Origin of the sequence: Psychrobacter sp. ER1 (assembly GCF_048631835.1) — a bacterium.
GTDB lineage: Bacteria > Pseudomonadota > Gammaproteobacteria > Pseudomonadales > Moraxellaceae > Psychrobacter.
Map to the genome: position 1 here is coordinate 781,142 of NZ_CP184640.1, position 25,879 is coordinate 807,020.

The 25,879-nt window shown below is 42.5% G+C and carries 13 protein-coding genes, 4 tRNA genes, 3 rRNA genes and 4 pseudogenes; 14 read left to right on the forward strand and 10 right to left on the reverse strand.

From position 1 onward, the window contains the following. Positions 1-41 precede the first annotated feature (41 nt). Both dapE and ACOBWA_RS03700 read right to left on the reverse strand, forming a co-directional pair. Positions 42-1,259 (reverse strand): succinyl-diaminopimelate desuccinylase, encoded by a 1,218-nt coding sequence (gene dapE, locus ACOBWA_RS03695; RefSeq protein WP_420230236.1) that lies wholly within the window; start codon positions 1,257-1,259, stop codon positions 42-44. 62 nt (positions 1,260-1,321) lie between these two features. Beyond that, complete coding sequence (locus tag ACOBWA_RS03700; protein ID WP_420230237.1) at positions 1,322-2,077, reverse strand: 2OG-Fe(II) oxygenase; 756 nt, start codon at positions 2,075-2,077, stop codon at positions 1,322-1,324. A gap of 141 nt (positions 2,078-2,218) precedes the next feature. On the opposite strand from ACOBWA_RS03700, the pseudogene ACOBWA_RS03705 reads away from it, so the two are divergent. From ACOBWA_RS03705 to rrf, 7 genes and pseudogenes are all read left to right on the forward strand, one after another. Then, positions 2,219-3,105, forward strand: a pseudogene (locus ACOBWA_RS03705) (23S rRNA (adenine(2030)-N(6))-methyltransferase RlmJ). A gap of 26 nt (positions 3,106-3,131) precedes the next feature. Beyond that, positions 3,132-4,046 carry a CDP-diacylglycerol--serine O-phosphatidyltransferase gene (gene pssA / locus ACOBWA_RS03710; RefSeq protein WP_227543695.1) on the forward strand — a complete coding sequence of 305 codons (915 nt, stop codon included), beginning with the start codon at positions 3,132-3,134 and terminating at the stop codon, positions 4,044-4,046. A gap of 774 nt (positions 4,047-4,820) precedes the next feature. Next, positions 4,821-6,359, forward strand: a 16S ribosomal RNA gene (locus ACOBWA_RS03715). 75 nt (positions 6,360-6,434) lie between these two features. After that, positions 6,435-6,511: transfer RNA gene (locus ACOBWA_RS03720), tRNA-Ile, on the forward strand. Between the two features lie 9 nt (positions 6,512-6,520). After that, positions 6,521-6,596, forward strand: a tRNA-Ala gene (locus tag ACOBWA_RS03725). 346 nt (positions 6,597-6,942) lie between these two features. Then, positions 6,943-9,797: ribosomal RNA gene (locus ACOBWA_RS03730) — 23S ribosomal RNA — on the forward strand. A 183-nt stretch (positions 9,798-9,980) separates the two neighbouring features. Then, a 5S ribosomal RNA gene (gene rrf / locus ACOBWA_RS03735) occupies positions 9,981-10,094 on the forward strand. Together the 16S, 23S and 5S rRNA genes with 2 tRNA genes alongside form the textbook arrangement of a ribosomal RNA operon. A gap of 900 nt (positions 10,095-10,994) precedes the next feature. Here the strand turns inward: rrf and ACOBWA_RS03740 are convergent. The 3 genes and pseudogenes from ACOBWA_RS03740 to ACOBWA_RS03750 form a co-directional block, all read right to left on the reverse strand. Further along, positions 10,995-11,977 (reverse strand): annotated as a pseudogene (locus tag ACOBWA_RS03740) (purine-nucleoside phosphorylase). A 777-nt stretch (positions 11,978-12,754) separates the two neighbouring features. Continuing rightward, positions 12,755-13,759 carry a hypothetical protein gene (locus ACOBWA_RS03745; RefSeq protein ID WP_420230238.1) on the reverse strand — a complete coding sequence of 335 codons (1,005 nt, stop codon included), beginning with the start codon at positions 13,757-13,759 and terminating at the stop codon, positions 12,755-12,757. Between the two features lie 293 nt (positions 13,760-14,052). Beyond that, on the reverse strand, positions 14,053-14,472 hold the full coding sequence (locus ACOBWA_RS03750; protein ID WP_420230239.1) for a hypothetical protein: 420 nt from the start codon (positions 14,470-14,472) through the stop codon (positions 14,053-14,055). A 121-nt stretch (positions 14,473-14,593) separates the two neighbouring features. On the opposite strand from ACOBWA_RS03750, the gene ACOBWA_RS03755 reads away from it, so the two are divergent. From ACOBWA_RS03755 to ACOBWA_RS03765, 3 genes are all read left to right on the forward strand, one after another. After that, complete coding sequence (locus ACOBWA_RS03755) at positions 14,594-15,007, forward strand: OsmC family protein (protein WP_165597480.1); 414 nt, start codon at positions 14,594-14,596, stop codon at positions 15,005-15,007. Position 15,008: 1 nt separating this feature from the next. After that, positions 15,009-15,473: a flavodoxin family protein gene (locus tag ACOBWA_RS03760; RefSeq protein WP_420230240.1), complete on the forward strand. Its 465-nt coding sequence runs from the start codon at positions 15,009-15,011 to the stop codon at positions 15,471-15,473. 105 nt (positions 15,474-15,578) lie between these two features. After that, positions 15,579-16,268, forward strand: a complete 690-nt coding sequence (locus tag ACOBWA_RS03765; protein WP_420230241.1) for a DUF938 domain-containing protein — start codon at positions 15,579-15,581, stop codon at positions 16,266-16,268. 114 nt (positions 16,269-16,382) lie between these two features. On the opposite strand, the gene ACOBWA_RS03770 is transcribed toward ACOBWA_RS03765, so the two are convergent. Further along, positions 16,383-17,174 (reverse strand): dienelactone hydrolase family protein, encoded by a 792-nt coding sequence (locus tag ACOBWA_RS03770; RefSeq protein WP_420230242.1) that lies wholly within the window; start codon positions 17,172-17,174, stop codon positions 16,383-16,385. 558 nt (positions 17,175-17,732) lie between these two features. Here ACOBWA_RS03770 and ACOBWA_RS03775 point away from each other — a divergent pair. The 3 genes from ACOBWA_RS03775 to ACOBWA_RS03785 all read left to right on the forward strand — a co-directional run bounded on the left by ACOBWA_RS03775 (position 17,733) and on the right by ACOBWA_RS03785 (position 20,935). After that, positions 17,733-19,820, forward strand: a complete 2,088-nt coding sequence (locus ACOBWA_RS03775) for a catalase (RefSeq protein WP_420230243.1) — start codon at positions 17,733-17,735, stop codon at positions 19,818-19,820. Positions 19,821-20,147: 327 nt separating this feature from the next. Then, positions 20,148-20,771 (forward strand): MBL fold metallo-hydrolase, encoded by a 624-nt coding sequence (locus ACOBWA_RS03780; RefSeq protein ID WP_420230244.1) that lies wholly within the window; start codon positions 20,148-20,150, stop codon positions 20,769-20,771. Continuing rightward, positions 20,771-20,935: a hypothetical protein gene (locus ACOBWA_RS03785; RefSeq protein WP_420230245.1), complete on the forward strand. Its 165-nt coding sequence runs from the start codon at positions 20,771-20,773 to the stop codon at positions 20,933-20,935. The genes ACOBWA_RS03780 and ACOBWA_RS03785 overlap by 1 nt, the downstream gene beginning before the upstream one ends. Positions 20,936-21,021: 86 nt before the next feature. Here ACOBWA_RS03785 and ACOBWA_RS03790 read toward each other — a convergent pair. From ACOBWA_RS03790 to ACOBWA_RS03805, 4 genes and pseudogenes are all read right to left on the reverse strand, one after another. Then, a tRNA-Lys gene (locus ACOBWA_RS03790) sits at positions 21,022-21,097 on the reverse strand. Positions 21,098-21,256: 159 nt separating this feature from the next. Beyond that, positions 21,257-21,332, reverse strand: a tRNA-Lys gene (locus ACOBWA_RS03795). A gap of 194 nt (positions 21,333-21,526) precedes the next feature. Beyond that, a pseudogene (locus ACOBWA_RS03800) lies at positions 21,527-23,475 on the reverse strand (MacB family efflux pump subunit). A gap of 270 nt (positions 23,476-23,745) precedes the next feature. Further along, positions 23,746-25,064: pseudogene (locus tag ACOBWA_RS03805) on the reverse strand (efflux RND transporter periplasmic adaptor subunit). Between the two features lie 252 nt (positions 25,065-25,316). On the opposite strand from ACOBWA_RS03805, the gene ACOBWA_RS03810 reads away from it, so the two are divergent. After that, entirely contained in the window at positions 25,317-25,877 is a 561-nt protein-coding gene (locus ACOBWA_RS03810; protein ID WP_420230246.1) for a hypothetical protein, read from the forward strand. Positions 25,878-25,879: the final 2 nt, after the last annotated feature.

Below are 25,879 nucleotides of genomic sequence, written 5' to 3' on the forward strand. Positions count from 1 at the left end.
AGCGGATGTCATCAATTAGACAGTCGCAATTAATACTACATTCAATCTAGCAACAAATTTTCCAAAATGCCTTCATAAATCTGGGCCAGTTTACCCAAATCATCGACTTCTACTTTTTCATCCACTTGATGAATCGTCGCATTACGCACACCCAGTTCAACGACTTGGGCACCAGTTGGCGCGATAAAGCGTCCATCGGAGGTACCACCAGAAGTCGATAGGGTGGTATCGACATCGGTCACTTTTTTGATGGCATTTTGACAGGCCGAAACCAGTTTTCCTTCAGGGGTCAAAAACGGCTGACCAGATAACTTCCAATGAATATCGTAGCTCGCTTTACTGTTGGCAAAGTGCTTATCAAAGATAGCATGCGTTTTTGCCTTTAGTTCATCTTCAGTCGTTTCAGTTGAGAAACGGAAGTTAAAAACCACGTTTAGCGTTTCAGGAATGACATTGGTTGCGCCAGTGCCGCCGTTGATATTCGATATTTGTAATGATGTGGCTGGGAAGTAGTCGTTGCCGTTGTCCCATGCGGTAGAAGTCAATTCAGCAAGGGCAGACATCGCCGCATGAATTGGATTAGATGCTAGATGTGGATAGGCGACATGGCCTTGTTTACCTGTAACGGTAAGCTCAGCACCTAGCGAGCCACGACGACCGTTTTTGATGATATCACCTAACGTATCAGTACTTGACGGCTCGCCAACGAGACAGTAGGTGATTTTTTCTTGACGAGCTTCTAAAGTTTCGATCACTTTGACCGTACCATTAATTGACGGCCCTTCTTCGTCCGAGGTGATTAAAAAAGCAATTGAGCCATTGTGCTCAGGATGATTGGCGACGAAACGTTCGGCTGCAACAGTAAAAGCTGCAATACCCGTTTTCATATCGGCGGCACCGCGTGCCCATAAATACCCATCAGCGATAGTTGGAGTAAACGGAGGGTAGGTCCAGTTTTTCTCATCACCTGTTGGTACGACATCAGTATGTCCAGCAAAACAAATCACTGGATCGCTAGTACCGCGGCGTGCCCATAAGTTTTTGACTTCAGCATGTTCACCGCTTTGTTTTCTATCGCCAAAATACATAAACTCGCAATCAAAACCTGCCTGCTCTAACCGTGCTGACAACATATCTTGGCAACCATCGTCATCGGGCGTTACTGAAGGGCGCTCTAACAGTGCAATACTTAAATCTAAGGTTTCTTGCTGATGAGTTGTGTGTTGCGACGTGCTTGATTGGTGATGAGAGTCAGACATGAATAAGCCTTTTGTATAATAAATTAAAATGGTAAATATAAATGAATAGTAGAGAATAAGTGCTAAATGGCTACTTCGACAAAGGGTACAAGACCATCACGGCGCATCCAAGTAGCGATAGAGTAGCGTTGGCGATGCGCGGTTTGTACTTGATGACGTAAATCGCTATCAAAAATGATTAGTCTATTGGCAACTGGCATCACTTCATGGTGCGTGCCATGCTTATCAACGACTTCTAGTACGCCGCCGTCAGTTGTTTCCCAATCATCATTGAGATAAAACACTGCTGAGATAACCCGTTCATCACGTCCAGCAGGGTTGTCACTGTGCCATTGATAGCCAAAGCCAGTCGGATAACACGCATAATGCGCTTCACTATGGCGAATACCAGCAAACAAACTACGATTGAATAGCAAGGCCAAAGCATTGATGCTTTGTAGATAGTAATAACCTGCAAAAAAGTCTTCGGTAATCCAGCGTATTCTATCACCGCGAATATCACTGATGCGAACACCAGCGGTCAGCTCTGCATCACGATAGTCAATAAAACCGCTTTCTGCTTGTAGTGCTAATAAGGCAGTACTATTGAATACGTCATCAATGATGAGCCAGCCGTCAGTGACAAAGGTGTCGAGCTGTTTATCCGTCAGCTTATCTTCCCAGTCCACTGTAAAGTCAGACATTTGCAATACGTGCTGAGTAGGAATTTCTTGGCTAACATTATGAGTATCTGGCAGCAGTAATGGTGGATTATCCTGACCTATCGGATGATCAATGACCAACGCTGTCTTGTTAAGGTTGCTAATAATCTGCGTCATTTCATCTCATTATTATCAATCAGCTGTCAATATACCGTCATTCAATACGTTTTTATTGAAAGCACTTACTAAAACCACATTATCTTTTACTCTGCCTATGCTACCATAGATGCAATTTTTCTTATTTAAACTTTTGAGATTATGAACTATAAACACGCCTACCACGCTGGTAACTTTGCTGATGTGGTTAAACACATTTTATTGGTACAACTGCTTAATCAACTGGGGCAGAAAAACAAACCGTTTTATGTGCTTGACGCTTATGGCGGTCGTGGACTGTATTCACTAAGCAGTGAAGAAGCGCGCAAAACAGGTGAGGCCAAAGGCGGTATTCAAGCTTTTCTAAAAGCAGATACCGAAAAGGCACCAGCTGCTGTCAAAGATTATATGGAAGGCATCAAGCAAGCCAAATTTACTTACGACAATAAAGTCTATCCTGGTTCGCCATGGTGGGTGGCCCATCACGTCGAAAAACCGCAGCTAAAAATCCTGATGCTGGCGTGCGTGCTGAGGCTTTTGAAGCCAAAGCGACTGAATACGATGCGTTAAACTATCAGCTACATAAGTTGCCAATTGGTATCCAGCATCGTGATGCTTTTGAAGGTATCACCGCTGTTATTCCACCAAAAGAAAAGCGCGGTTTGATTTTCCTTGATCCCCCTTATGAGCAAGAGCACAAAGATTTTACGCGCCTGATCGATTTATTAGTCGCAGCTTATAACAAATGGCCACAAGGAACTTATGCGCTTTGGTTCCCAATCAAAAACATCGAAGCCGTAGAGCTCTTCTACAAAAAGCTCAAACGTACTGAAATGAGACGTCAGTTGGTTTGTGAGCTAAACATTTATCCTAATGATGTTGCAGTCGGCCTGAACGGTACAGGTCTACTGGTTATCAATCCGCCATGGCAGTTTGATAACCATGCACGTGAGATATTACGTTTCTTACAGCCAGTACTAAAAGTAGAAGACGCGCCAAACTTGACGCCTGATAGTGCGACCAATGTGCGCTGGCTCGTCGGCGAATAGCAATAACGGCCAATAAGGATATTAAGATGACGACTCAGCCACCTATCGGCCAGCCGAATAATGCACCTGTGAACAATTCGTCCTTAAATGACGGCTCGTTGCAAGATAATGCAGCGACTCAGCCACCGTTTATTGATGAGCACGAATTTAATATTCGCCTAGCGGATAACGACAGCTATGATGGTTTGACATTTGAGGTGATTGAAGCTGAAGTAGCCGAAGGTAAGCGAGTAGTTAGTCGCGGTGTTTATTTGGCACCCAATCTGATCACAACCTTGTCGCTACTGTCAGGCTTTTACTCTATTTTGGCGAGTACGCAAGGCGAGTTCTATAAGGCAGCTTTGGCTATCTTTTTATCCGCTATTCTTGATGGCGCAGATGGACGTGTCGCACGTATGCTTAATGCGCAAAGTCCATTTGGTGAGCAATATGACTCTTTAGCAGATATGCTAGCGTTTGGTGTTGCCCCTGCTATTTTGATTTATAGCTTTGCTTTAGAGCCTTTGGGTCGTATCGGCATTGGCTGTGCGTTTGTCTTTACCGCTTGTGCTGCTTTTCGCCTTGCACGTTTTAACGTTCAGGTTGGTATTGTAGATAAAAAGTACTTTGTTGGTTTGGCCAGTCCACTGGCTGCTATATTGGTGACGTCCGCTGTGATGGTTGCAGTCGATCATAACGAGTGGATTGGTAAATACGATACAGCCGTCATGCTATTGTTTGCAGCTTGGGTCGTGACTTGCGGTCTACTGATGGTCAGCAATGTCAAATACTATAGCTTTAAAGAGTTCGATAAAAAGAAAGTGCCTTTTGTAGTGCTTATCATTGGGGTGCTAGTCATGAGCATCGTGCTCTATGATATTCCTGTTGGTATCTTAGCGATCGGTATTATTTATGCGTTATCAGGTATCGTGACTACGATTAAAACGAAAGTGAAAAGCTAGATACTGTATTTAGATTTTATATAAAGGAACTTACCGTCAGGTAAGTTCCTTTTTTACGCACTCTATATACTGCTGAAGTACACCAGCCCATATAAAAAAGCTAAATCTATAGATATAAAAGACAGTATTTAAAGTTTGATAGCGATAACAATAGGTTAGGTAAATAGAGTATCGCTGATAGAAAATAACTGAGATTATTTATAGAGTTTCCTTGTTTTCTATCTAAAACTCCGTATAATGCCACCCAGTCGAAAGGGAAGTGGTTTACTAATTTGGACGATGTAGATTGTTTGAATTAAATAGAAAATACTTCTTGACTAAATAAATATAGCGTCTATAATACGCACCTCATCAAGACGAGCTGGAAGTAGCTAGTGTGTAGATTACACATTGATAACCCAGTTAACTTGTTGAAACAAATTAAAAAAAGAAGTTGACAGACTATTAAATCATGATATGATGGTCAGCTCGCTAAATAGGATAAACCACATTGGCTAACTTATTTAGTTTGAAATACTAGCACTGGACGACAGTGTTAGACATTATTTAAAAGCATAACTAAAGAACAACTTGTGTGGATTTTTGCTGATTCAGAATGCTAAAAAATAAAGTTGACTATCTTTTCTTTTCGGGAAGATTATTAACTATAAAAATTATCATTTAAGACAGCAGAAAAACTCAAAGTTAATTCATTACGAACATAATTTTTAGCGATTTTGCCAGATTAGATGAGCCAAGTTTAGAAGCTTCTTTAAAGAGCTTCATAGCAAGATTAAACTGAAGAGTTTGATCATGGCTCAGATTGAACGCTGGCGGCAGGCTTAACACATGCAAGTCGAGCGGAAACGATGGTAGCTTGCTACCAGGCGTCGAGCGGCGGACGGGTGAGTAATACTTAGGAATCTACCTAGTAGTGGGGGATAGCACGGGGAAACTCGTATTAATACCGCATACGACCTACGGGAGAAAGGGGGCAGTTTACTGCTCTCGCTATTAGATGAGCCTAAGTCGGATTAGCTAGATGGTGGGGTAAAGGCCTACCATGGCGACGATCTGTAGCTGGTCTGAGAGGATGATCAGCCACACCGGGACTGAGACACGGCCCGGACTCCTACGGGAGGCAGCAGTGGGGAATATTGGACAATGGGGGAAACCCTGATCCAGCCATGCCGCGTGTGTGAAGAAGGCCTTTTGGTTGTAAAGCACTTTAAGCAGTGAAGAAGACTCTTCGGTTAATACCCGGAGACGATGACATTAGCTGCAGAATAAGCACCGGCTAACTCTGTGCCAGCAGCCGCGGTAATACAGAGGGTGCAAGCGTTAATCGGAATTACTGGGCGTAAAGCGAGCGTAGGTGGCTTGATAAGTCAGATGTGAAATCCCCGGGCTTAACCTGGGAACTGCATCTGAAACTGTTAGGCTAGAGTAGGTGAGAGGGAAGTAGAATTTCAGGTGTAGCGGTGAAATGCGTAGAGATCTGAAGGAATACCGATGGCGAAGGCAGCTTCCTGGCATCATACTGACACTGAGGCTCGAAAGCGTGGGTAGCAAACAGGATTAGATACCCTGGTAGTCCACGCCGTAAACGATGTCTACTAGTCGTTGGGTCCCTTGAGGACTTAGTGACGCAGCTAACGCAATAAGTAGACCGCCTGGGGAGTACGGCCGCAAGGTTAAAACTCAAATGAATTGACGGGGGCCCGCACAAGCGGTGGAGCATGTGGTTTAATTCGATGCAACGCGAAGAACCTTACCTGGTCTTGACATATCTAGAATCCTGCAGAGATGCGGGAGTGCCTTCGGGAATTAGAATACAGGTGCTGCATGGCTGTCGTCAGCTCGTGTCGTGAGATGTTGGGTTAAGTCCCGCAACGAGCGCAACCCTTGTCCTTAGTTACCAGCGGGTTAAGCCGGGAACTCTAAGGATACTGCCAGTGACAAACTGGAGGAAGGCGGGGACGACGTCAAGTCATCATGGCCCTTACGACCAGGGCTACACACGTGCTACAATGGTAGGTACAGAGGGCAGCTACACAGCGATGTGATGCGAATCTCAAAAAGCCTATCGTAGTCCAGATTGGAGTCTGCAACTCGACTCCATGAAGTAGGAATCGCTAGTAATCGCGGATCAGAATGCCGCGGTGAATACGTTCCCGGGCCTTGTACACACCGCCCGTCACACCATGGGAGTTGATTGCACCAGAAGTGGATAGCTTAACCTTCGGGGAGGCGTTCACCACGGTGTGGTTGATGACTGGGGTGAAGTCGTAACAAGGTAGCCGTAGGGGAACCTGCGGCTGGATCACCTCCTTATAGACGCATTCGGTCAGCAAGAATTCACAACAAGTTGTTCTTTAGTTTAAGCTTACGTTTTTAACAAACGTATTAGGGTCTGTAGCTCAGCTGGTTAGAGCACCGTGTTGATAACGCGGGGGTCGGTGGTTCAAGTCCACCTAGACCCACCATTTTACAATGGGGCCATAGCTCAGTTGGTAGAGCGCCTGCCTTGCACGCAGGAGGTCAACGGTTCGACTCCGTTTGGCTCCACCACTACTAAGACGGTTAAGTAAGCTTTAGATGCTAATAAATAAATAGGTATTAAATAGAAACAAGTGATTTTAACTGATTACTTCTTTCTGTTTTATACAGAATCTGTGACTCGACGAGAGCATAGAGACTATTTAAAAACATAGATATGAGTCTGGGTTAGGAAGAGCGTGTTCACGCGCACTTCTTAACCTTAATAACTCACCTCTTAACGACATCAGTTGTTATCCCAGGGGTGAGTTATTAAAAAAGTAAAGAGAACTGAATCAAGCGTATAAACATAGGTGATATCGTTATCATAATTAGATTGTATGACACTTAGAAGTCGAAAGACTACTTGGGGTTGTATGGTCAAGTAATGAAGCGCACATGGTGGATGCCTTGGCAGTCAGAGGCGATGAAAGACGTGACAGCCTGCGATAAGCTTCGGGGAGGCGGCAATATCCTGTGATCCGGAGATTTCTGAATGGGGAAACCCACTTACCATAAGGTAGGTATCCTAATTTATTAGGAAGCGAACGAGGGGAAGTGAAACATCTCAGTACCCTTAGGAATAGACATCAATTGAGATTCCCCTAGTAGCGGCGAGCGAACGGGGAGAAGCCGATTAATTCTAATGTAGAAGAACAGCGTGGGAAAGCTGACCGTAGTAGGTGATAGTCCTGTATTCGAAACATTAGAGTTAACATATTAAGTAGAGCGGGGCACGAGAAATCCTGTTTGAAGATGGGGGACCATCCTCCAAGGCTAAATACTCCTGACTGACCGATAGTGAACCAGTACCGTGAGGGAAAGGCGAAAAGAACCCCTGTGAGGGGAGTGAAATAGAACCTGAAACCGTGTGCGTACAAGCAGTGGGAGCCCACTTGTTGGGTGACCGCGTACCTTTTGTATAATGGGTCAGCGACTTATATTCTGTAGCAAGGTTAACCGTTTAGGGGAGCCGTAGGGAAACCGAGTCTTAATAGGGCGTTTAGTTGCAGGGTATAGACCCGAAACCGAGTGATCTATCCATGAGCAGGTTGAAAGTGCCGTAACAGGCACCGGAGGACCGAACCCACTGTCGTTGAAAAGCCAGGGGATGACTTGTGGATAGGGGTGAAAGGCTAATCAAACTCGGTGATAGCTGGTTCTCCCCGAAAGCTATTTAGGTAGCGCCTCGGACGAACACCATTGGGGGTAGAGCACTGTTTCGGCTAGGGGGTCATACCGACTTACCAAACCGATGCAAACTCCGAATACCGATGAGTGATATCCGGGAGACACACGGTGGGTGCTAACGTCCATCGTGGAGAGGGAAACAACCCAGACCGCCAGCTAAGGCCCCAAATTCCTAGTTAAGTGGGAAACGAGGTGGGAAGGCATAGACAGCTAGGAGGTTGGCTTAGAAGCAGCCATCCTTTAAAGAAAGCGTAATAGCTCACTAGTCGAGTCGGCCCGCGCGGAAGATGTAACGGGGCTCAAACTAGGAGCCGAAGCTGCGGATTTGAATTTGTTTTCAAGTGGTAGGGGAGCGTTGTGTAAGCCTGTGAAGGTGTGTTGTAAAGCATGCTGGAGGTATCACAAGAGCGAATGCTGACGTGAGTAACGATAATGCGAGTGAAAAGCTCGCACGCCGGAAGATCAAGGGTTCCAGTCCAACGTTAATCGGGGCTGGGTGAGTCGACCCCTAAGGCGAGGCCGAAAGGCGTAGTCGATGGGAAATCGGTTAATATTCCGATACTTGTTTATAATGCGATGGAGGGACGGAGAAGGTTATGTCAGCCTGGCGTTGGTTGTCCAGGTGAAAGGATGTAGGTTTATAGCTTAGGTAAATCCGGGCTATTCTATACCGAGATCTGATAGCAAGCTGTACTTGTACAGCGAAGTGGCAAATACCATGCTTCCAGGAAAAGCTTCTAAGCAATAGTTATAAACGAATCGTACCCTAAACCGACACAGGTGATCAGGTAGAGAATACCAAGGCGCTTGAGAGAACTCTGCTGAAGGAACTAGGCAAAATGGTACCGTAACTTCGGGAGAAGGTACGCTGTTGGTGGTGATAGGACTTGCTCCTTGAGCTGCTGGCAGTCGCAGATACCAGGCTGCTGCAACTGTTTATTAAAAACACAGCACTCTGCAAACACGAAAGTGGACGTATAGGGTGTGATGTCTGCCCGGTGCTGGAAGGTTAATTGATGGGGTTAGCGTAAGCGAAGCTCTTGATCGAAGCCCCAGTAAACGGCGGCCGTAACTATAACGGTCCTAAGGTAGCGAAATTCCTTGTCGGGTAAGTTCCGACCTGCACGAATGACATAATGATGGCAGCGCTGTCTCCAGCAGAGACTCAGTGAAATCGAAATCGCAGTGAAGATGCTGTGTACCCGCGGCTAGACGGAAAGACCCCGTGAACCTTTACTACAGCTTTACATTGAACTTTGACCTGACTTGTGCAGGATAGGTGGGAGGCTTTGAAGCCGAGACGCTAGTCTCGGTGGAGCCAATCTTGAAATACCACCCTGGTCATGTTGGGGTTCTAACTCAGGTATAACAATACCGAGGACAATGTATGGTGGGTAGTTTGACTGGGGCGGTCTCCTCCTAAAGAGTAACGGAGGAGTACGAAGGTGCGCTCAGACCGGTCGGAAATCGGTCGTAGAGTATAAAGGCAAAAGCGCGCTTAACTGCGAGACCCACAAGTCGAGCAGGTACGAAAGTAGGTCTTAGTGATCCGGTGGTTCTGTATGGAAGGGCCATCGCTCAACGGATAAAAGGTACTCTGGGGATAACAGGCTGATACCGCCCAAGAGTTCATATCGACGGCGGTGTTTGGCACCTCGATGTCGGCTCATCTCATCCTAGGGCTGAAGCAGGTCCTAAGGGTATGGCTGTTCGCCATTTAAAGAGGTACGCGAGCTGGGTTTAGAACGTCGTGAGACAGTTCGGTCCCTATCTACCGTGGGCGTTGGAAATTTGAGAGGATCTGCTCCTAGTACGAGAGGACCAGAGTGGACGAACCTCTGGTGTTCGGGTTGTCACGCCAGTGGCATTGCCCGGTAGCTACGTTCGGATGGGATAACCGCTGAAAGCATCTAAGCGGGAAGCCCACCTCAAGATTAGATTTCCCTAAAGAGCCGTTCAAGACTAGGACGTTGATAGGCAGGGTGTGGAAGCGCAGCGATGCGTGTAGCTAACCTGTACTAATTGCTCGTTTGGCTTGACCATACAACACCCAAGTGGTTTGTATGCAAGTCTAATTAATCTATCTTGTATAGCTCAGGCTATAGAATAAGAAAGAATATTTCGATATCACCTTTAACCTTGATTCAGTTAGGTTACAAGTTGATCGACAACAAGCTTAAACTTGAAGTCAACAATAACAACAACAGACTCATATCTAACCCCTTTGCTGACGACAATAGCGCGATGGCCCCACCTGATCCCTTCCCGAACTCAGAAGTGAAACATCGTAGCGCCAATGGTAGTGTGGTTCGCCCATGTGAGAGTAGGTCATCGTCAGCTCTCTATTCTGAAATATCCCCCGACATTAGCTTGTCGGGGGTTTTTCTTTGTGTCTATCTTTTATTCCTAGTGACCTACGTAGCAAATCCTATTTAAAGGTGAGCAGGAGTAACGACTGTCTGGGAGACAGTCGTCCGCAGTGCAAGGCAAGAGCTATGCTCGCAGTTAGCAGTGTTTTGCTTTAACGGCGCTCTTCTCGTTCGTCAACTTTCTATACCTAGATAAAGCCCCCAACGCTCAAGCAAAGAGGGCTTTTCTTTGGCTAACATTAAGAATTATTTTGCCAATGCTACAACGTATATGCGAACCTTACTACTTACAGAACCACAGATGTTTTCATTGCGTATATATTATTTTAAAGCGAAACCCGTGCCCTAAAACAAAAGAGATATCTATCATCAGGCAAGACTATGCCGTTGAATATAACCAAATGTATTAGATTATACCTAGCCAGTAAAGTTTATAAACGATAAAAGACACCATAATATCCGCTTCTACCCTTTTAGTATGCTAGAGGAGAGAGCCGTGAGGTATTAGGCATTGATATTGGGACAAGAAGCACCTTTTACTGCGAGTAATAAGGTATCTTTATTATTTAGCTGAGTGGCACTGTCATCTTTTGAGTAACTTAAATAGAATGATGAAACTTGCTAAAGATTGAATAGAGCTCTATATCAAGGATGAATCTTATAGCTTATTAATCGTATGCTATCTAATGAGCGTAAGTGGATAGAGGGATTAATCATTTTCTAATGAAGCTGAAATGGAAGAGCTATACTGATAGTAGATATATAAGCCATAGCAGTTTCCAGAATGAGCGTAAACCCATTCTAGAAACCACTTACTGACTGCTAACTATTAACTGTTTGTTGTATTACTTAAAATTTATCTTGGAGTTCTTTATTCTTCTTTAAATTTTGGCACACCTTTTTCCCAGACATCCCAATTGTCAACGATGTGATCGACAGTTTTTGATCCTACTAGCACGATATTTTCTACTGTTTCTGCAAAGCCACCAGCTGTTTCCCCTGGCGCTGGATCTAGATGTTGAAGCGTGGTCTCATTTGGATTACCTTGGTCAAAATTCACTGCGCCACGTAAGCTCATGATGCGTTCAATACCTACCGTTCTGTTAAGTACTTGTGCTATTGCAGCGGCTTCCATTTCAGTGATAATGTAATCATCTGCGTTATACAATTCAGCTATATATTGCGCTTGTTTAGACAACCCTGGTCCATGAAAAAGGTATCTCCTGTCATATGAGTGCCTACGGTGATAGCTGGGCTCCGTCGTGCTGCTGCATCAGGATATTTCATTCGATAGGCGCTGGCTTCTTTTGAGTCTTTTAAGGCAACTGACTGGCTTAGATGTAGATTCCATTTTAGCAGGTCAGAGTTAAGTTGATAGCGGCGAATATCTTCATAGCCTTTGCGTGGTGTAAACGTAGGTGCGCCTTTTTCACCTTCTTCAGCTTTCCAGCGGTGACCTAAGTCATAATCTACGAGCCAAGACGCCCAGCTTACATCACCTATCGTGCCTTTACTCGGTGATGTTCCTGCGACACCACTTAGAACAAAGTAGCTTTTGCTAAAGTCAAATTTGGGAGAAAGTGTGATTGCTTGCATGGACGCTGAAGACCCTACTTTACCCATCCCTAATACCGAACCACAGACACCTTCTGAATTACAATAAACTGGGCTATGGGCACCTTTTACTTTTATAGGCTTACTATCTGTAAAATATTGATTATACCAATGCTGAAATTCGCCTGCTTTATCCCCACTATTTTCACCAATTTCAAACATCGCTGCGATAAATACCTTCACTTGGATTTTATCTTGATGAGTTTCAGCTTGTGCATTACTGCAAAGTATGAATATCATGGTAAAAATAGATAAATGAAAAAAATGTTTTTTATAAACATATGGGACGCCTATTTAAAGTATTTGAGTCTGGATTTATAATTTAATTAGCAATAACTAAAAAATTCGCTAAAACTAAATAAATGCTTATATATCCAATACAGAATAGCATAATCTTTAGATAGGCTGGAGCGTTCAGTCAGTGTAGAGGGTAGGTCAAAAGGTTTTAGTTGGAGTAGAGTTTGCTTTCTCTACTAATTTTATTTAATTATTTATGCCGTGCAGTTGGTTTTTTCGATAAAGTATCTCAGGTATAGTTTTATCTATATCTTTGTGACCATATGCTATATTTCTTTGTTTATGAACTAACTATATATACAGCATCTGTGTTAATGGGTATTGGACTGGATATTTATTATTGTACAGCACTTAATAGCGACTCATACTATTTATGCTTTTCGTTATTTTAGGGCTTACTGATACTATTTTTAGGTTATCGGATATATATTTCAGTGTGTAGTAGAAAAAGACATTTTTCTACTACACATTCTAGCCTTCTTTTTTTGGGGTTACCTACTTACTACGATATTTTCTAAAGAAATGAAAACAATGTTGTTTGTCAAAAATTCAAATAATAGACTCATATCTAACCCCTTTGACTAACGCAAAAGGGGCTCTTTTTCGTCTGTAGATTGGTGTGGGAAAGCTACTAGTAATTGAGTTCATGAACTCTCCATATGATAGTCAAATAAAACTCTTATACGAAAAATTTGTCTAGAAAATATATAAAATAACAGATCATGATACATGTTTCTTGTCGAATATAAATACGTTGTGATGAATTGCTTCATTAGTCTTTTGAATATTAAATGTTTTCTTATCTTCAGGTAATCGTAGTACCTTTGGTAGTCGTGCTATTGCCATCTTTTCATTAGCAATGGCATAGTGACGATAGTATTCATTTAAGACTTCATTGCAGTCAAATTCTACGTAAACAATATTATCATTATGTTTTTTAGCTAAATTTATAATGGACAGAAAAAACTCATTTTTCGCTTCATTCTTTGAATGTTCCACATCTTCTAAAGTATAATTTGGTGGGAAACCGACCTTTATTTTTTGCCAAATACTACCATTTTCCTTAGTTTCAAGATAAAATTTTAATTTTTCTTCTAATTGATTTAACTGTATCAGGTTCTGTTCAGTACTATCGAAAGCTTCCTTGACAATTGCAATTATTTCTTTAGAAGCATTAGTGAAATTTTTAATCTCAAATTTTTTATCCTCTAATGAATCATAAATCGTATCTAGAAAATATTTGAAGCTAATTAGCCTGGCAATCATAACTTCTACATTAGAAGAATATGTAGCGATAGGTCGTAATTGAAAGTTTTGGAGATTATCTATAAGTTTATTAAAAATTTTAGTCAAATAATAAAATAAATAGTATCGATCATCACTATCAGTGACTGCATTATTAATTATATTAGGTAATTTATTCAAAATCGAAATTGTGATTTGGTGCTCATAGTCATTCATACGCTTACTGATATGATATTCTGTCTCTTCGCCGTCTTTTTTCAATTCTTTTTTGAGTAGAGGTATAATTTGTGTCTTACAAAGATGTTGTGCTTCTGCTATAAATTTGATGATTGTGTCTGATACACCAGCATCCAAAGTGTATAGTCGACTTGTACAGTATTTAACGTGTCGTATATAACGTTCTTCATCTATAAGCTCTTTTCTAATGACAACGTGTGTCAGATATACAAATAAATCATTACTACCGCCATCTTCATGCAAAAAACGTTTAATAGAATAAGGATTTTGTCTTGATTTGTCGGCAATACCTATTAAAAACCAGTAACGCTCACTTTCAATGACAAAGAACTTTTTACGCTTTGCCTCTCTTTTTATAATATCGGGTAATTTATCTTGTTCCTGAAAGTCTATATCAGTAGAATCCCATGCGCGAAAGTCTCGCCCCTGAATCTTTTGCTTAATAAATACTTCTTTAAAGTATGTTTTTACGATATCAGTATTTAAGTGCCTTATACCAGGTTGTACTATAAGATTTACATTATCGATCCAAAATGCTAAATCGTATAAAAATGCTTTTTTATACTTTCACGACTTTTTTGGTCTAAAATATGATCACCTATATCAATACGGTTAAGATAATCGATCATCGCCTCTACTTTATCAGCAAGTTCAATAGCATCATATGAATCCGGCTTGGACTCAATAAATTTCAACATCTGTATAGCAATTGCTTTTAGCTCTCGATGACGAATTGCTGTTTTAGATAACAAACTTCTCAAATCATCTGGAATGATATAAGTAAAATTTGGGCTAATATTCCTTTTTGATAATATTTTTTCGTACACACTTTTACGACTGGGTATATCGAGCTGCGGCAAAATACTGATAAGAATGGTTTTCCAGTTACCACCTAATGCTGGGTCTATCGATTTTAATTGATAAACTTGGTATTCTGAGAGCTCATACACATACATATTACAATTTCCTTTACAGAACTAATGTTTGCACAAATGCTCGCTATCTTAGCATCTATCAAATAACTATCACAGCATCTTTATTTCTCAGGCAGCTAGTTTAATAAACTAAGGTAAGATTATGACCACCTCAAAAGTAACCTACCAAGGCAATTTACGCACCCAAGCCATTCACCTACAGTCGAATAATCAAATCATCACTGATGCGCCGACAGACAATCATGGTAAGGGCGAAGCGTTTTCTCCGACTGATTTGCTAGCGACCAGTTTGGGTAGTTGTATCTTAACAATTATTGGTATCAAAGCCGAAGCGATGGACATCGATATCTCAGGTACGACCGCAGAAGTTACCAAAGTCATGGCGGCGAAACCAAGACGTGTAAGTGAAATACACGTTGTGGTTAATTTTTCGAAAGCATTGGACGAGAGTACCTTAAAACGGTTTTATAAAACCGCGTTGACCTGTCCAGTAGGCAATAGCTTGGATCCTGCCATTACTCAAAATCTAGTGTTTAACAATGGCACAGACGCCTAATATGTCTACTAAGACTTTACTCATCGTCGCTCATACGCCATCGCCCAATACTCAGAAATTGGCGCAGGCAGCTTATGACGGTGCCAATCATCCTGATATAGATATCACTGTCATTTTGAAATCACCGCAGGATACGCAGCCTGAAGACGTGTTGGCTGCTGATGCGTTACTGCTAGGTACGACTGAGAATCTGGCGTATATGGCAGGGCTGACCAAGGACTTTTTTGATCGTTGCTACTATCCTATATTAGAGAAGAAGCAGGGCATGCCATTTGCGGTATATATACGCGCAGGGCATGATGGTACAGGTACCAAGCTTGCGCTCAAAACGATTACAACGGGGCTACGTTGGTCATGGATTCAAGAGGCGCTGATACTACAAGGCGATTGGCAAGATAGCTTTGCTGAGCAAGTAGAAGAGCTTGCTATGACGTTGGCTGCTGGGGTAGAGGCAGGTATTTATTAGTTGTGAGTTGTGAGTTGTTTGGTAGTCACTAGGGCAGTATTAGACAGTGCTTGTTAATCTACTGCTACCAACGCTTAGCATAACAAACGGTCTGGGAGTATAGTGATGCATGACGATAATCTGGATAGCGATAATCCAAATAGTGAAGCAGATATTTCTGCATTGCCGTTTTCTCAAGCGTGTGAGAATAATAAACAGCCTATTCTAGAAGTACTCCAAACAGAGCTACAAGGCTTTAGTCATGTATTAGAAGTTGGCTCTGGGACGGGTCAGCATAGTGTCTACTTTGCGCCTCATTTGTCACATTTAAAATGGCAAACTAGTGATGTCACTGGTAATCATCGCCATATAATCGCTTGGCACAATGCGTATCCTACGCCCAATTTATATTCGCCATTAGCGTTTGATTTGGCGCATGACTCAGTACCTGTTAGTAGTCATTTAGATAACAGTCATTTAAATAGCAGTGATATAGACAAACCTTATGATGTGATATTTACGGCCAATACGCTGCATATTATTAGCTGGGCTTTGGTTGAGCGGTTATTTGCATTGGCTGGTGACGCACTACCTGTGGACGGTAAGCTGATTGTATATGGCCCTTTTAATGAGCATGGCAAATATACCAGTGAGGGCAATCAGCGATTTGATAGGATGTTGAGAGCAGGTAATCCTGATAGTGGCATTCGCGATAAAGAAGACATAGTCAGTTTAGCAAATGCTCATCATCTACAACTTTCTAAAACTTATGCAATGCCTGCTAATAATCAGCTATTGGTATTTCGAAAGAATTAAATACTTAGGACTGTATAAAAAAGACACCTCAATGAATCGTTATCAGATCTTAATTGAGGTGTCTTTTTGTTTGGGTTTGCTTATATTATTACTTATTCAACTTGTGCTGCTAGGTTATTTATATTCTTCTGCTAAAAAATCCAAGTAGCGTTTCCAAGAGCGCTCATCGGCGCGGGCATCATATCTATCGCTGCCAAATACGCTAAAGGCATGTGGCGCGCCGCTGTAGGTAACCATTTCGTGAGGTATCTTAGCCGCTTCTAATGTCTTGCCTAAAGTCGCAAAGCTCTCTAAAGAGACAGATTCATCAGCAGAGCCATGAAATACTAGGATTTCTCCCGTAGTTTTGTCATAGCTTTGACCCGTTGGAATATCGAATGCACCGTGGAAGGGTACAAAGGCTTTTTGCTCAAAGCCTGAGCGTGCTAACTCTAACGCGACCGTACCACCGAAACAGTAACCCATAGTCGTGCCTTTACGCACATCATTGCCTTGTAGTTGTCCTGCTGTTAATGCCCCTGCCAATATGCGACGCATTTTATTACGATCATCATATAGCTCCCCAGTTAGGCGTTTGTTTTCTTCGATAGAAGTGGGGCGAATACCTTGTCCAAACATATCGGCCGCTAATACGTTGTAGCCTTCAGCCGCTAACATCTCAGCACGTTTGCGCTCATAGTCAGTTAGACCATCCCAATCATGAATCAATAAGATAAAAGGGGCATTAGCTTTGTCCGCCTTGGCGTAATAGCCTTCGTACGCTTTGTCATCGACCGTATAGGTAACGCTCTTGGTCGTGATAGCAGCAGCCGTTTGACTGAACGTTAATGCCATTAGACCCATTGACGCGCCTACTAGCAATGAGTGATAAGGTTTTTTAGTCGGGGAGCTTAGAGTTGGTAACATGGTAGGTAGCCTTATAATTATATAAAAATAGTCGCATCGTCAAATCCAGATAAATCCGCCACATCGTCATCCTCGCCAACCATACTAAGGTATAGCTTGGGCTCGGTTTTCTTGTATCGAAATTATCTGAACTCAACGATATAAAAAGATAAATATAAGGCTAAAACCCTGCCAATTTATTTATCAATAGTCTCTGATACTTCATAAAAAGCATACCTTAAAGAATAACTACATTACAAGATTCTATTGTTAACGTTTATGTGCCTTTAAGACCATCTAAAGCAGCTGGTTTATAGCGTCTATAAACCTTAACCAAACATCAACAAGGTTTACTATATACGCAACTATATTTGACTTATTTTTTGGGTAGTATAAGTCCTAAGCCTATTATTCCTTTACGAATTTTAGTGCGGTATCAATTTAACGCTCGACAATGCTGAAAACATAGATAAATAAATGATAGATGAAGTCACCACTATCTCAAAGGATATCAAACCTGTGTAGGCACTCTTTTAATGATTTAAAAGATCACTCTCAATCTATTAGCTAGGACTTTTTATGAATAATAATATCGATCATACGGACCCCGCCAAAGACATGAACACGGAACGTGGCAATGGCGGTGAAACCCATCAGCGTGCAGGCGACGACACTAAAGTATTAACCACGCAGCAAGGTGTGGCCATCGCTGATAATCAAAACTCTCTAAAAGCAGGCTCACGTGGGCCGACGTTGTTAGAGGATTTTGTATTACGTGAAAAAATCAATCATTTTGACCATGAGCGTATCCCTGAGCGTATCGTCCATGCTCGTGGTAGTGCAGCACATGGTTATTTTGAGCTGACAGAGTCATTAGAAGAATATACGACTGCTAAAGTATTGACCGAAACAGGTAAGCAAACGCCACTATTTACGCGTTTCTCAACGGTAGCAGGTAACAAAGGTTCAAAAGATACGCCACGTGATGTGCGCGGTTTTGCTGTGAAAATGTATACAGGAGAAGGTAACTGGGATATCGTTGGTAACAACATGCCAATCTTCTTTATCCAAGACGCGATGAAGTTTCCAGATTTGATTCATGCGGTAAAACCAGAACCAGATCGCGGTTTCCCGCAAGCGGCATCTGCTCATGATACGTTTTGGGATTTTGTCTCACTAAGTCCTGAAACCATGCACAATCTAATTTGGCTAATGAGTGATCGCGGTCTACCACGTAGCCTACGTATGATGGAAGGTTTTGGTATTCATAGCTATCGCTTAATCAATAAAGACGGTAAGAGCACTTTTGTACGTTTTCATTGGAAGCCAGTATTGGGCGTACAGTCAACCACGTGGGATGAAGCAGTGAAAATCTCGGGCGCTGATCCTGATTATCATCGTCGTGACTTATTTGAGTCAATCAACAACGGTGACTATCCTGAGTGGGAGTTTGGCGTACAGTTATTTACTGAAGAAGAAGCCAATGAGTTCCCATTTGACCATCTCGATGCGACAAAACTGATTCCAGAAGAATTGGTACCAGTAAAAGTCGTGGGTAAGATGGTATTGAACCGTTATCCAGATAATTTCTTTGCAGAGACTGAGCAGGTAGCATTCTGCCCATCGCATTTGCCACCTGGTGTTGATTTTAGTAATGACCCATTATTACAAGGTCGTTTGTTCAGTTATCTAGACACACAGCTATCACGTCTAGGGTCGCCAAACTTTGCCCAGATTCCTATCAATGCGCCAAAATGTCCGTTTGCTAACAATCAGCAAGATGGTCATATGCAGATGCAAGTGCCTAAGACGCGTGTACTCTATGAGCCCCAAAGTCTAGATCCAACTCGTCCTCGTGAAAGCGCTAAACGTGGTTTCAACTCATTCCATGAGCAACTAGATGATGGCGTAAAAGGCCGCGTACGTGACGAGAGCTTTGCCGATCATTATAGTCAGCCACGTATGTTCTATCGTAGTCAGACAGCAACTGAGCAAGCACATATAGCAACTGCTTATGCGTTTGAGCTAGGTAAAGTAGACACAGCCCATGTGCGTACGCGTATGCTTAGCCATTTGATTCATATCGATGAAGACTTGGCCAATCGCGTAGCAACGGCCTTGGGTATGGAGCTACCAGAGCCAGCTGACGCAGCTGCACCTGTCCAAGACTTGGGAATCTCTAAAGCGGTACAAACTATTGGCCTAACGCCTGATAGTCTAAAAGGTCGCATGATTGGTATCTTAGTTGCAGAAGGCTCTAATAGCAGTGAAGTCAAAAAATTCGAAGATGCCGCCAAAGCGCAGGGTGCTAGCGTCAAGATTGTAGCGCCTAATAAAGAAGTCGTATTGGATGATGGTACACGCATACAAGCTGATGAGCGCCTCGCTGGTGGTCCGTCAGTGATGTTTGATGCTGTCGTTAGTATCATTATGCCTGACCAAGCTAAAAAGCTGGCCATGGACAGCTCTGCGTTAGATTGGTTCAATGATGCGTATAACCATTGCAAAGCCATCGCATATTGCGGTGCGACTGATGAATTTATCCTAAGTAAACTACCAGTTGAAAAAGATGATTTTGTGACGCCATTGGCCGAGTTAGATGCCTTTATTAGTAATGCTAAGTCTCGTCTATGGGAACGTGAGCCAAAGGTTCGTGATCTTGCATAGTTGATAAGTAGGTAATTTACGAAGTATCTAAAATAACAAATAAGATATTAAGTGTTTCCTTAAACCCAGCCTAAGCGCTGGGTTTTTGCTTTTGCTAATAAGGTGAGAGTTATCATGGATAGAATTATATAGGCGGTTATGAGTAGTAAGTTGTCCATAGTTAATTGTTAGCCGCATCGTCTCTTTATGTCGCCTTACTCTTGTATATAGTCACAAGCGTTCACTCAAAATCATTTCATTTGTGGTGACGGGCGCTATACTAAAGATTGGCTATAAAACTGAACAAAAGCCTCACAATAATAATGACGAATGAGGTAGGGAACACCAATGAGTCTATGTGAAATTGTACGTTTAGAAGGATATATCCAGAGTAGCTATCTGGCAGTATATCCAGATAAAATAATGCTGTTAGATGGCTGTTGTCGTGCTGATGTACCGATGGTGCTTGACTATATTGAGACAACATTGAAACGACCCATCACCGACCTAAAAGTAGTAGTAGTCACGCATATGCATCCGGATCATGCAGGCGGTGCGAATAAGTTTCGAGAAGAGACTGGCTGCCTGATTGTCTCAGCTGATAAAAAGAAGCAGTGGTATAGCGGTATTGGCGGGTGCACGATGCACTTCGTAGATATACATCTAGGATATTATGTGGCCAGACGTCAAGGTAGGCCATTTAAAAACCTATATTACTCGGCAAGTCTGAAACCAGATATCACCGTCACAGATGGTGAGCTTGTGCCACACTTTGATGAATGGCAAGTATTAGAGACCCCAGGTCACACGGATCGCGATTTGTCTTTGTTTCATCTGCCCAGTCGCGAAGTATATACCGCTGATTTAATCATTAAGTTGCGACACAAGTTCGTAGCACCATTTCCTGTCTACTACCCTAAGGACTATGTTCAGTCGCTAAAAAAATCAGAGCATTACAACCGTCAATGGTGATGATGGCTCATGGACGAGAGTTGGCGATGAGTAAGGCAGAGTTTGATGAGTTTATTGCTCATGCTCCTAAGCACCCACGTACCATCAAAGATACGATCAGACATAAACTACTATGGCGCAAGAGAGATAACTTTCGACTGTTTAAACGCAAGCATAATAAATAGAGGTGTATAAAAGCTAAAAAACATGTTCAAAAAGCCCAGACGAAAAAAAGCCCAATTACTAAGATAGTAACTGGGCTTTCTAAATATGGTGGGCTGTCCGCGACTCGAACGCGGGACCAATTGATTAAAAGTCAACTGCTCTACCAACTGAGCTAACAGCCCTGAAGAGTATATAAAAAAGCGATGCTTTTTAACTCTACAAGAGAAAATTCTAACTAAAGAACTTTCTAAAACTAAACATCTTAACGATGTCTTTTAAACTTATCTTTATTAGTCTACTACCGGATAGGGTAGAACGACTAATAAAGATTAAACTAAATATGGTGGGCTGTCCGCGACTCGAACGCGGGACCAATTGATTAAAAGTCAACTGCTCTACCAACTGAGCTAACAGCCCTAACGTTTAAAGTGTTTGTATCCCTAAACGTGAGAGCACATTATATATATTATTATGACAATTACAACCCCACATGATAAAAAAAGTGTAATTCTCTTATAAAATCGCCAATTTATTCCAGTTTCTTTAAATTTTTGCCATTATATCGATATTGACTGCTCTATTTTTGGCTAAAGCGAGTCAATAATCGATTATTAGTCTCGAGAAAGTGCTTCAACAGGATCTAATTTGGCGGCATTACGTGCTGGCAAGAATCCAAATACTACGCCAATTAACGTCGAACAAACAAAAGCAGCAATAATAGAGGTTGATGAATAGATAACTTTGAAATTATCACCGCCCACACTATTAATTAATTCACCAATGGCAAAGGCCAGTCCAATACCAATCAGCCCTCCTAAAATACAGACCAGAACGGCCTCAATAAGGAACTGCTGCATGATATCGCTCTGACGTGCGCCTACTGCCATACGTACGCCAATCTCGTTGGTGCGCTCGGTGACAGAGACTAGCATAATATTCATCACCCCAATACCGCCGACGATCAATGAAATAACAGCGACTGATGAAATAAGTAGAGTCATCGTTCCTGTCGTCGACTCGATTGTTTGACGAATAGAGTCTGAATTACGCAGCTCAAAGTCATCTTTACCATGGCGACTCTCTATTAAATCAGAGATGGCCGTCTCTGCGGCACTAGAAGAGATACTGTCATCTAACAACGCCACAAAGCGGTCGATATTGGTACTACCAGTGACGCGCGACATCACCGTTGTATAAGGCATATAGATGGTAGGCGTCGTCACACTGGGACCAAAGCCACCATCATTCTCTTCGAGGACGCCAATTACGCGTCCAGGTACACTACCAACCAGTATCACCTCACCAACAGGATTATCAATATCTGAGAAAAGGTCTGTTTAGCGTTGTCATCGATGATGATATCTTGACTACGTAATGTAATGCTTTTTGCATCAAACCCTTGCCCCAATGTTAATGCCTCACCAGTGACGTTTAGATAGTCTTCACCAACGCCATTGACGGTAGCATCCTCTTGTATATTACGATAGCGGACACTAGAGCTGGCATTTACCTGAGGGCTGACACTGATAATATAGGGCTGATTGCCGACCGCCTCTGCATCTTCTGGTGTCAAATTGTCATCATTATAGCGGCGTCTAGGATCGCCTCTAGGGTAGCCATCATTGACGGTAATGGTATTGGTACCTAACGAGCTGATATTGGCAAGGATTTGCTGCTGAGAGCCTTGTCCAAGACCTACGATAGATACAACCGCAGCGATACCGATGATAATGCCGAGCATAGTCAGTAGGGTACGCATCTTATGCGCGCGCATGGCAAGCAAAGACATTTTAAATGCTTCAAGCAGTCGATCAATAAAGCTACCAAAAGCACTTTTTCGATGTTCACCAAGGATAGACTCTGGTTTTTTGTCGGTGTGCTTATAATGCTCAGTTTGATAGTCAGCGATGACATAGCCATCTTTTAGCTCAATCACACGCTCCGCTTGTGCCGCTAGCTTTGGGTCATGAGTGACCATGATAATGGTATGACCTTGTGCGCTGAGGTCATGCAAAATTGCCATGACGTCTTCGCCAGACTTGCTGTCTAGAGCACCAGTTGGCTCATCTGCTAAGATAACATCGCCACCATTCATCAGTGCACGAGCGACAGAAACACGCTGCTGCTGTCCACCTGAGAGCTGATTGGGACGATTGTTGACCTTATTGCCAAGGCCGAGGTCAGTTAGTAGCTTCTCAGCACGATTGGTGCGTGCCTCGGTATCCATGCCCGCATACACGGCAGGGACGGCGACGTTGTCTTTGGCACTGATATCACCAAGCAAATGATAGCGCTGAAAAATAAAACCAAAGTGCTCACGGCGCAGTTCTGCTAGCTGATCGGCATCAAGCTTACGGGCGGATTGACCATAAATCTTATAATCACCAGCAGTGGCTTGATCTAGACAACCTAAGATATTCATCAAGGTGGACTTACCAGAGCCTGATTGTCCAATGATGGCAACCATCTCACCTTGGTGAATCGTCAGATTGATATCATGCAAGACGCGAATGGTTTGCTCACCAGCAGGGAACTCTCTGATAATGCCAGACAGCTCCATAATGGGCTTGCCTGATGCAGGATGGTTAGCGGTATTGGTTTTTGCCGGATTACTTAAGTTATCTGAGCTGTTTGAAGGGTTAGCAGTAGTGTGTGACCCTAAGTTTTGAGCCGTGCTACTTTCAGAGCTATCTTCACTCGACGGTTTAGGAGATTGAGATATAGTCATAGCAGTGTCTTTAATAAAGGCTAATAAGCGTTATAGTGTTGTTATGAAAGGGCTGCTATGTTTTTAGCAAGCCTTTCTTACTCAACATAGTCAAAGCACAAGTTACATTTGAGGTCCACCAGGTACGCGGCCGCTATCTGATTTCTTACCGCTCTCTTCACTGATGATTACTTCTTCCCCTTCTTTCAAACCACTTAAGATTTGCGCATTTACTCGGTTATCAATACCGACTTCTACAGTACGCTCTTCTACGGTTCCGTCATCTCTTAATACACGTACAAACTTGCCCGTTGTTGATTTGCCTTTTTCTTTAGTTCGCTTTTCTTGTATCACTGTTGATGGTACTAATAGAGTATTTTTGGCTTCGTTGACGATGATATATATCTGTGCCGTCATATCGATTCGAAACAAGCGGTCAGGGTTTGGTACTTCTACGTAGCCGACGTAATAGATAGCAGCGTCTGTCGAGCTGGTGCTACTGATCTGCTCTGGGGCAGGTTCGATAGCGGTTAATGTCGCATCATACTGTTTGTCTGGATTACCGATAATATTGAAATAAGCAGGCATACCAGCACTGACGTTAATGACATCAGCTTCTGAGATTTGCGCGTTGATACGTACGGTCGATAAATCTGCCAGCGTCACCAATGTTGGTGCCGTTTGATTAGCGTTAACCGTAGTGCCTTGCTCAGTGGTAATAGAAACGACGGTACCTGATATTGGGGCGCGAATCGTGGTATAGCTCAAATCTTCTTCAGCGGTACTCACATTGGTTCGTGATTTGCGTAGCGCCGCTTGCTGACTGTTGATATTGGCTTCAGTGGTCGCAATCGCGGCTTTTGCTGTATCGATAGCCGCACGCGCATTGGCAACGGCTGCTTTTGCGGTCTCAACACTGGTCGCTTGCGTGTCGTATTCTTGCTGCGAGATAGCATCGATAGCGACTAAGTCTTGCAAGCGTGCAAAATCAGACTGTGCTTGTTTGAGCTCAGACTGACGGCTGGCAAGGTCGGCATAGGCACTTTTCAGACTGGCTTGTTTGCTTAACGATTCTGCTTGCGCACTTTGTAGCGCGGCTTCGCTTTGTTCAAGACTGGCTTGTTCATTGCTCAGGCTGTTCTTCTGAGTCACTTGATCAATCTGCGCAATCAAATCGCCTTGTTTGACTTCGTCACCGACTTCAACATACAGGCGTTTTACTTCACCAGATACCTGTGCCCCTACATCGACGGTGTTTAACGCTTTTACTTTACCGGACGCCATGACATTGTTTTCAATATCACCGACTTCAACGGTTGCGGTTAAATAGTTAGGTGTGGTTTCTTCTGGTTTTAAAAAGTATAGGCCAAAGCCCCTAATGCTACGATAATTAAGGTAATGACACCCCATTTGATAGCAGACTTTTTGCTTATTTTGCGCATGACAACAATCCAATCACAATTAAATCAAGTGTAGATATAGTAGAGACTTCACCTACAAAAGGGAATGGAAATTAGTTTACGAAAGGTTAAGGGAATCTAGTTCTAAATAATTACTTTGAAGGAGTAAAATTTATTTTAATTTTATTAGACTTTTATCTACAATTTCAATAAAATGTAACTTTAATTACAATCAGTTATTAACCAGCAATATTCTCATAAAAAGTATTGCTATTAGCTTCAGGGATAAGAAGAATGTCGTCAATAATCATTCATAACAAAGAATATGGTATTTATCAATTTATAGGAAAAGTTGAAAGCACTTCAAAAGATAGAGAAACACATGTACATGGCGGTGGTGGTGGTGGTGCTGTTAGAAATGGTAATGGTGGTTCTGCACCAGTAAGAATAAGCTCGACGACAACTGTACATGATAAGTTTTTTCTGTTAAATGAGGAAACTAATATTGAAAAAGACGTTAGTCTTCAAAATTGGGACGTTTCATTAAGAGAAGGGCATATTGTACAAGTAATATGGGCAATTGCTCCTGGGAAAGGTGAAGGCCCTTATGTTGTAGTTAATAACAAAAATTTAAATAAACCGGTATGGTCAAAATCTCAGATTCATATGCTAACTAAAAGCCACTACCGCAAACAGTTTTGGGGTAGCTTAGCTATAACCATTCTTATCTCGTTTATATTTGAATCTTTTTTAATTTTTTTAATTCTTGGTATAGCATCTGTTCTGTGGTGGTCTAAGAAAAGGACTGACGTGTCGAGAGAGTTAGAAAGTTCAATTCAAAAAGTTGTAATTTAATA

Excerpts from the sequence above, each read along its gene's own strand:
- dapE (WP_420230236.1), bottom strand. The coding sequence starts at position 1,259 with ATGTCTGACTCTCATCACCAATCAAGCACGTCGCAACACACAACTCAT.
- ACOBWA_RS03700 (WP_420230237.1), bottom strand. The coding sequence starts at position 2,077 with ATGACGCAGATTATTAGCAACCTTAACAAGACAGCGTTGGTCATTGAT.
- pssA (WP_227543695.1), top strand. The coding sequence starts at position 3,132 with ATGACGACTCAGCCACCTATCGGCCAGCCGAATAATGCACCTGTGAAC.
- ACOBWA_RS03750 (WP_420230239.1), bottom strand. The coding sequence starts at position 14,472 with ATGTATGTGTATGAGCTCTCAGAATACCAAGTTTATCAATTAAAATCG.
- ACOBWA_RS03755 (WP_165597480.1), top strand. The coding sequence starts at position 14,594 with ATGACCACCTCAAAAGTAACCTACCAAGGCAATTTACGCACCCAAGCC.
- ACOBWA_RS03760 (WP_420230240.1), top strand. The coding sequence starts at position 15,009 with ATGTCTACTAAGACTTTACTCATCGTCGCTCATACGCCATCGCCCAAT.
- ACOBWA_RS03765 (WP_420230241.1), top strand. The coding sequence starts at position 15,579 with ATGCATGACGATAATCTGGATAGCGATAATCCAAATAGTGAAGCAGAT.
- ACOBWA_RS03770 (WP_420230242.1), bottom strand. The coding sequence starts at position 17,174 with ATGTTACCAACTCTAAGCTCCCCGACTAAAAAACCTTATCACTCATTG.
- ACOBWA_RS03775 (WP_420230243.1), top strand. The coding sequence starts at position 17,733 with ATGAATAATAATATCGATCATACGGACCCCGCCAAAGACATGAACACG.
- ACOBWA_RS03780 (WP_420230244.1), top strand. The coding sequence starts at position 20,148 with ATGAGTCTATGTGAAATTGTACGTTTAGAAGGATATATCCAGAGTAGC.
- ACOBWA_RS03785 (WP_420230245.1), top strand. The coding sequence starts at position 20,771 with ATGATGGCTCATGGACGAGAGTTGGCGATGAGTAAGGCAGAGTTTGAT.
- ACOBWA_RS03810 (WP_420230246.1), top strand. The coding sequence starts at position 25,317 with ATGTCGTCAATAATCATTCATAACAAAGAATATGGTATTTATCAATTT.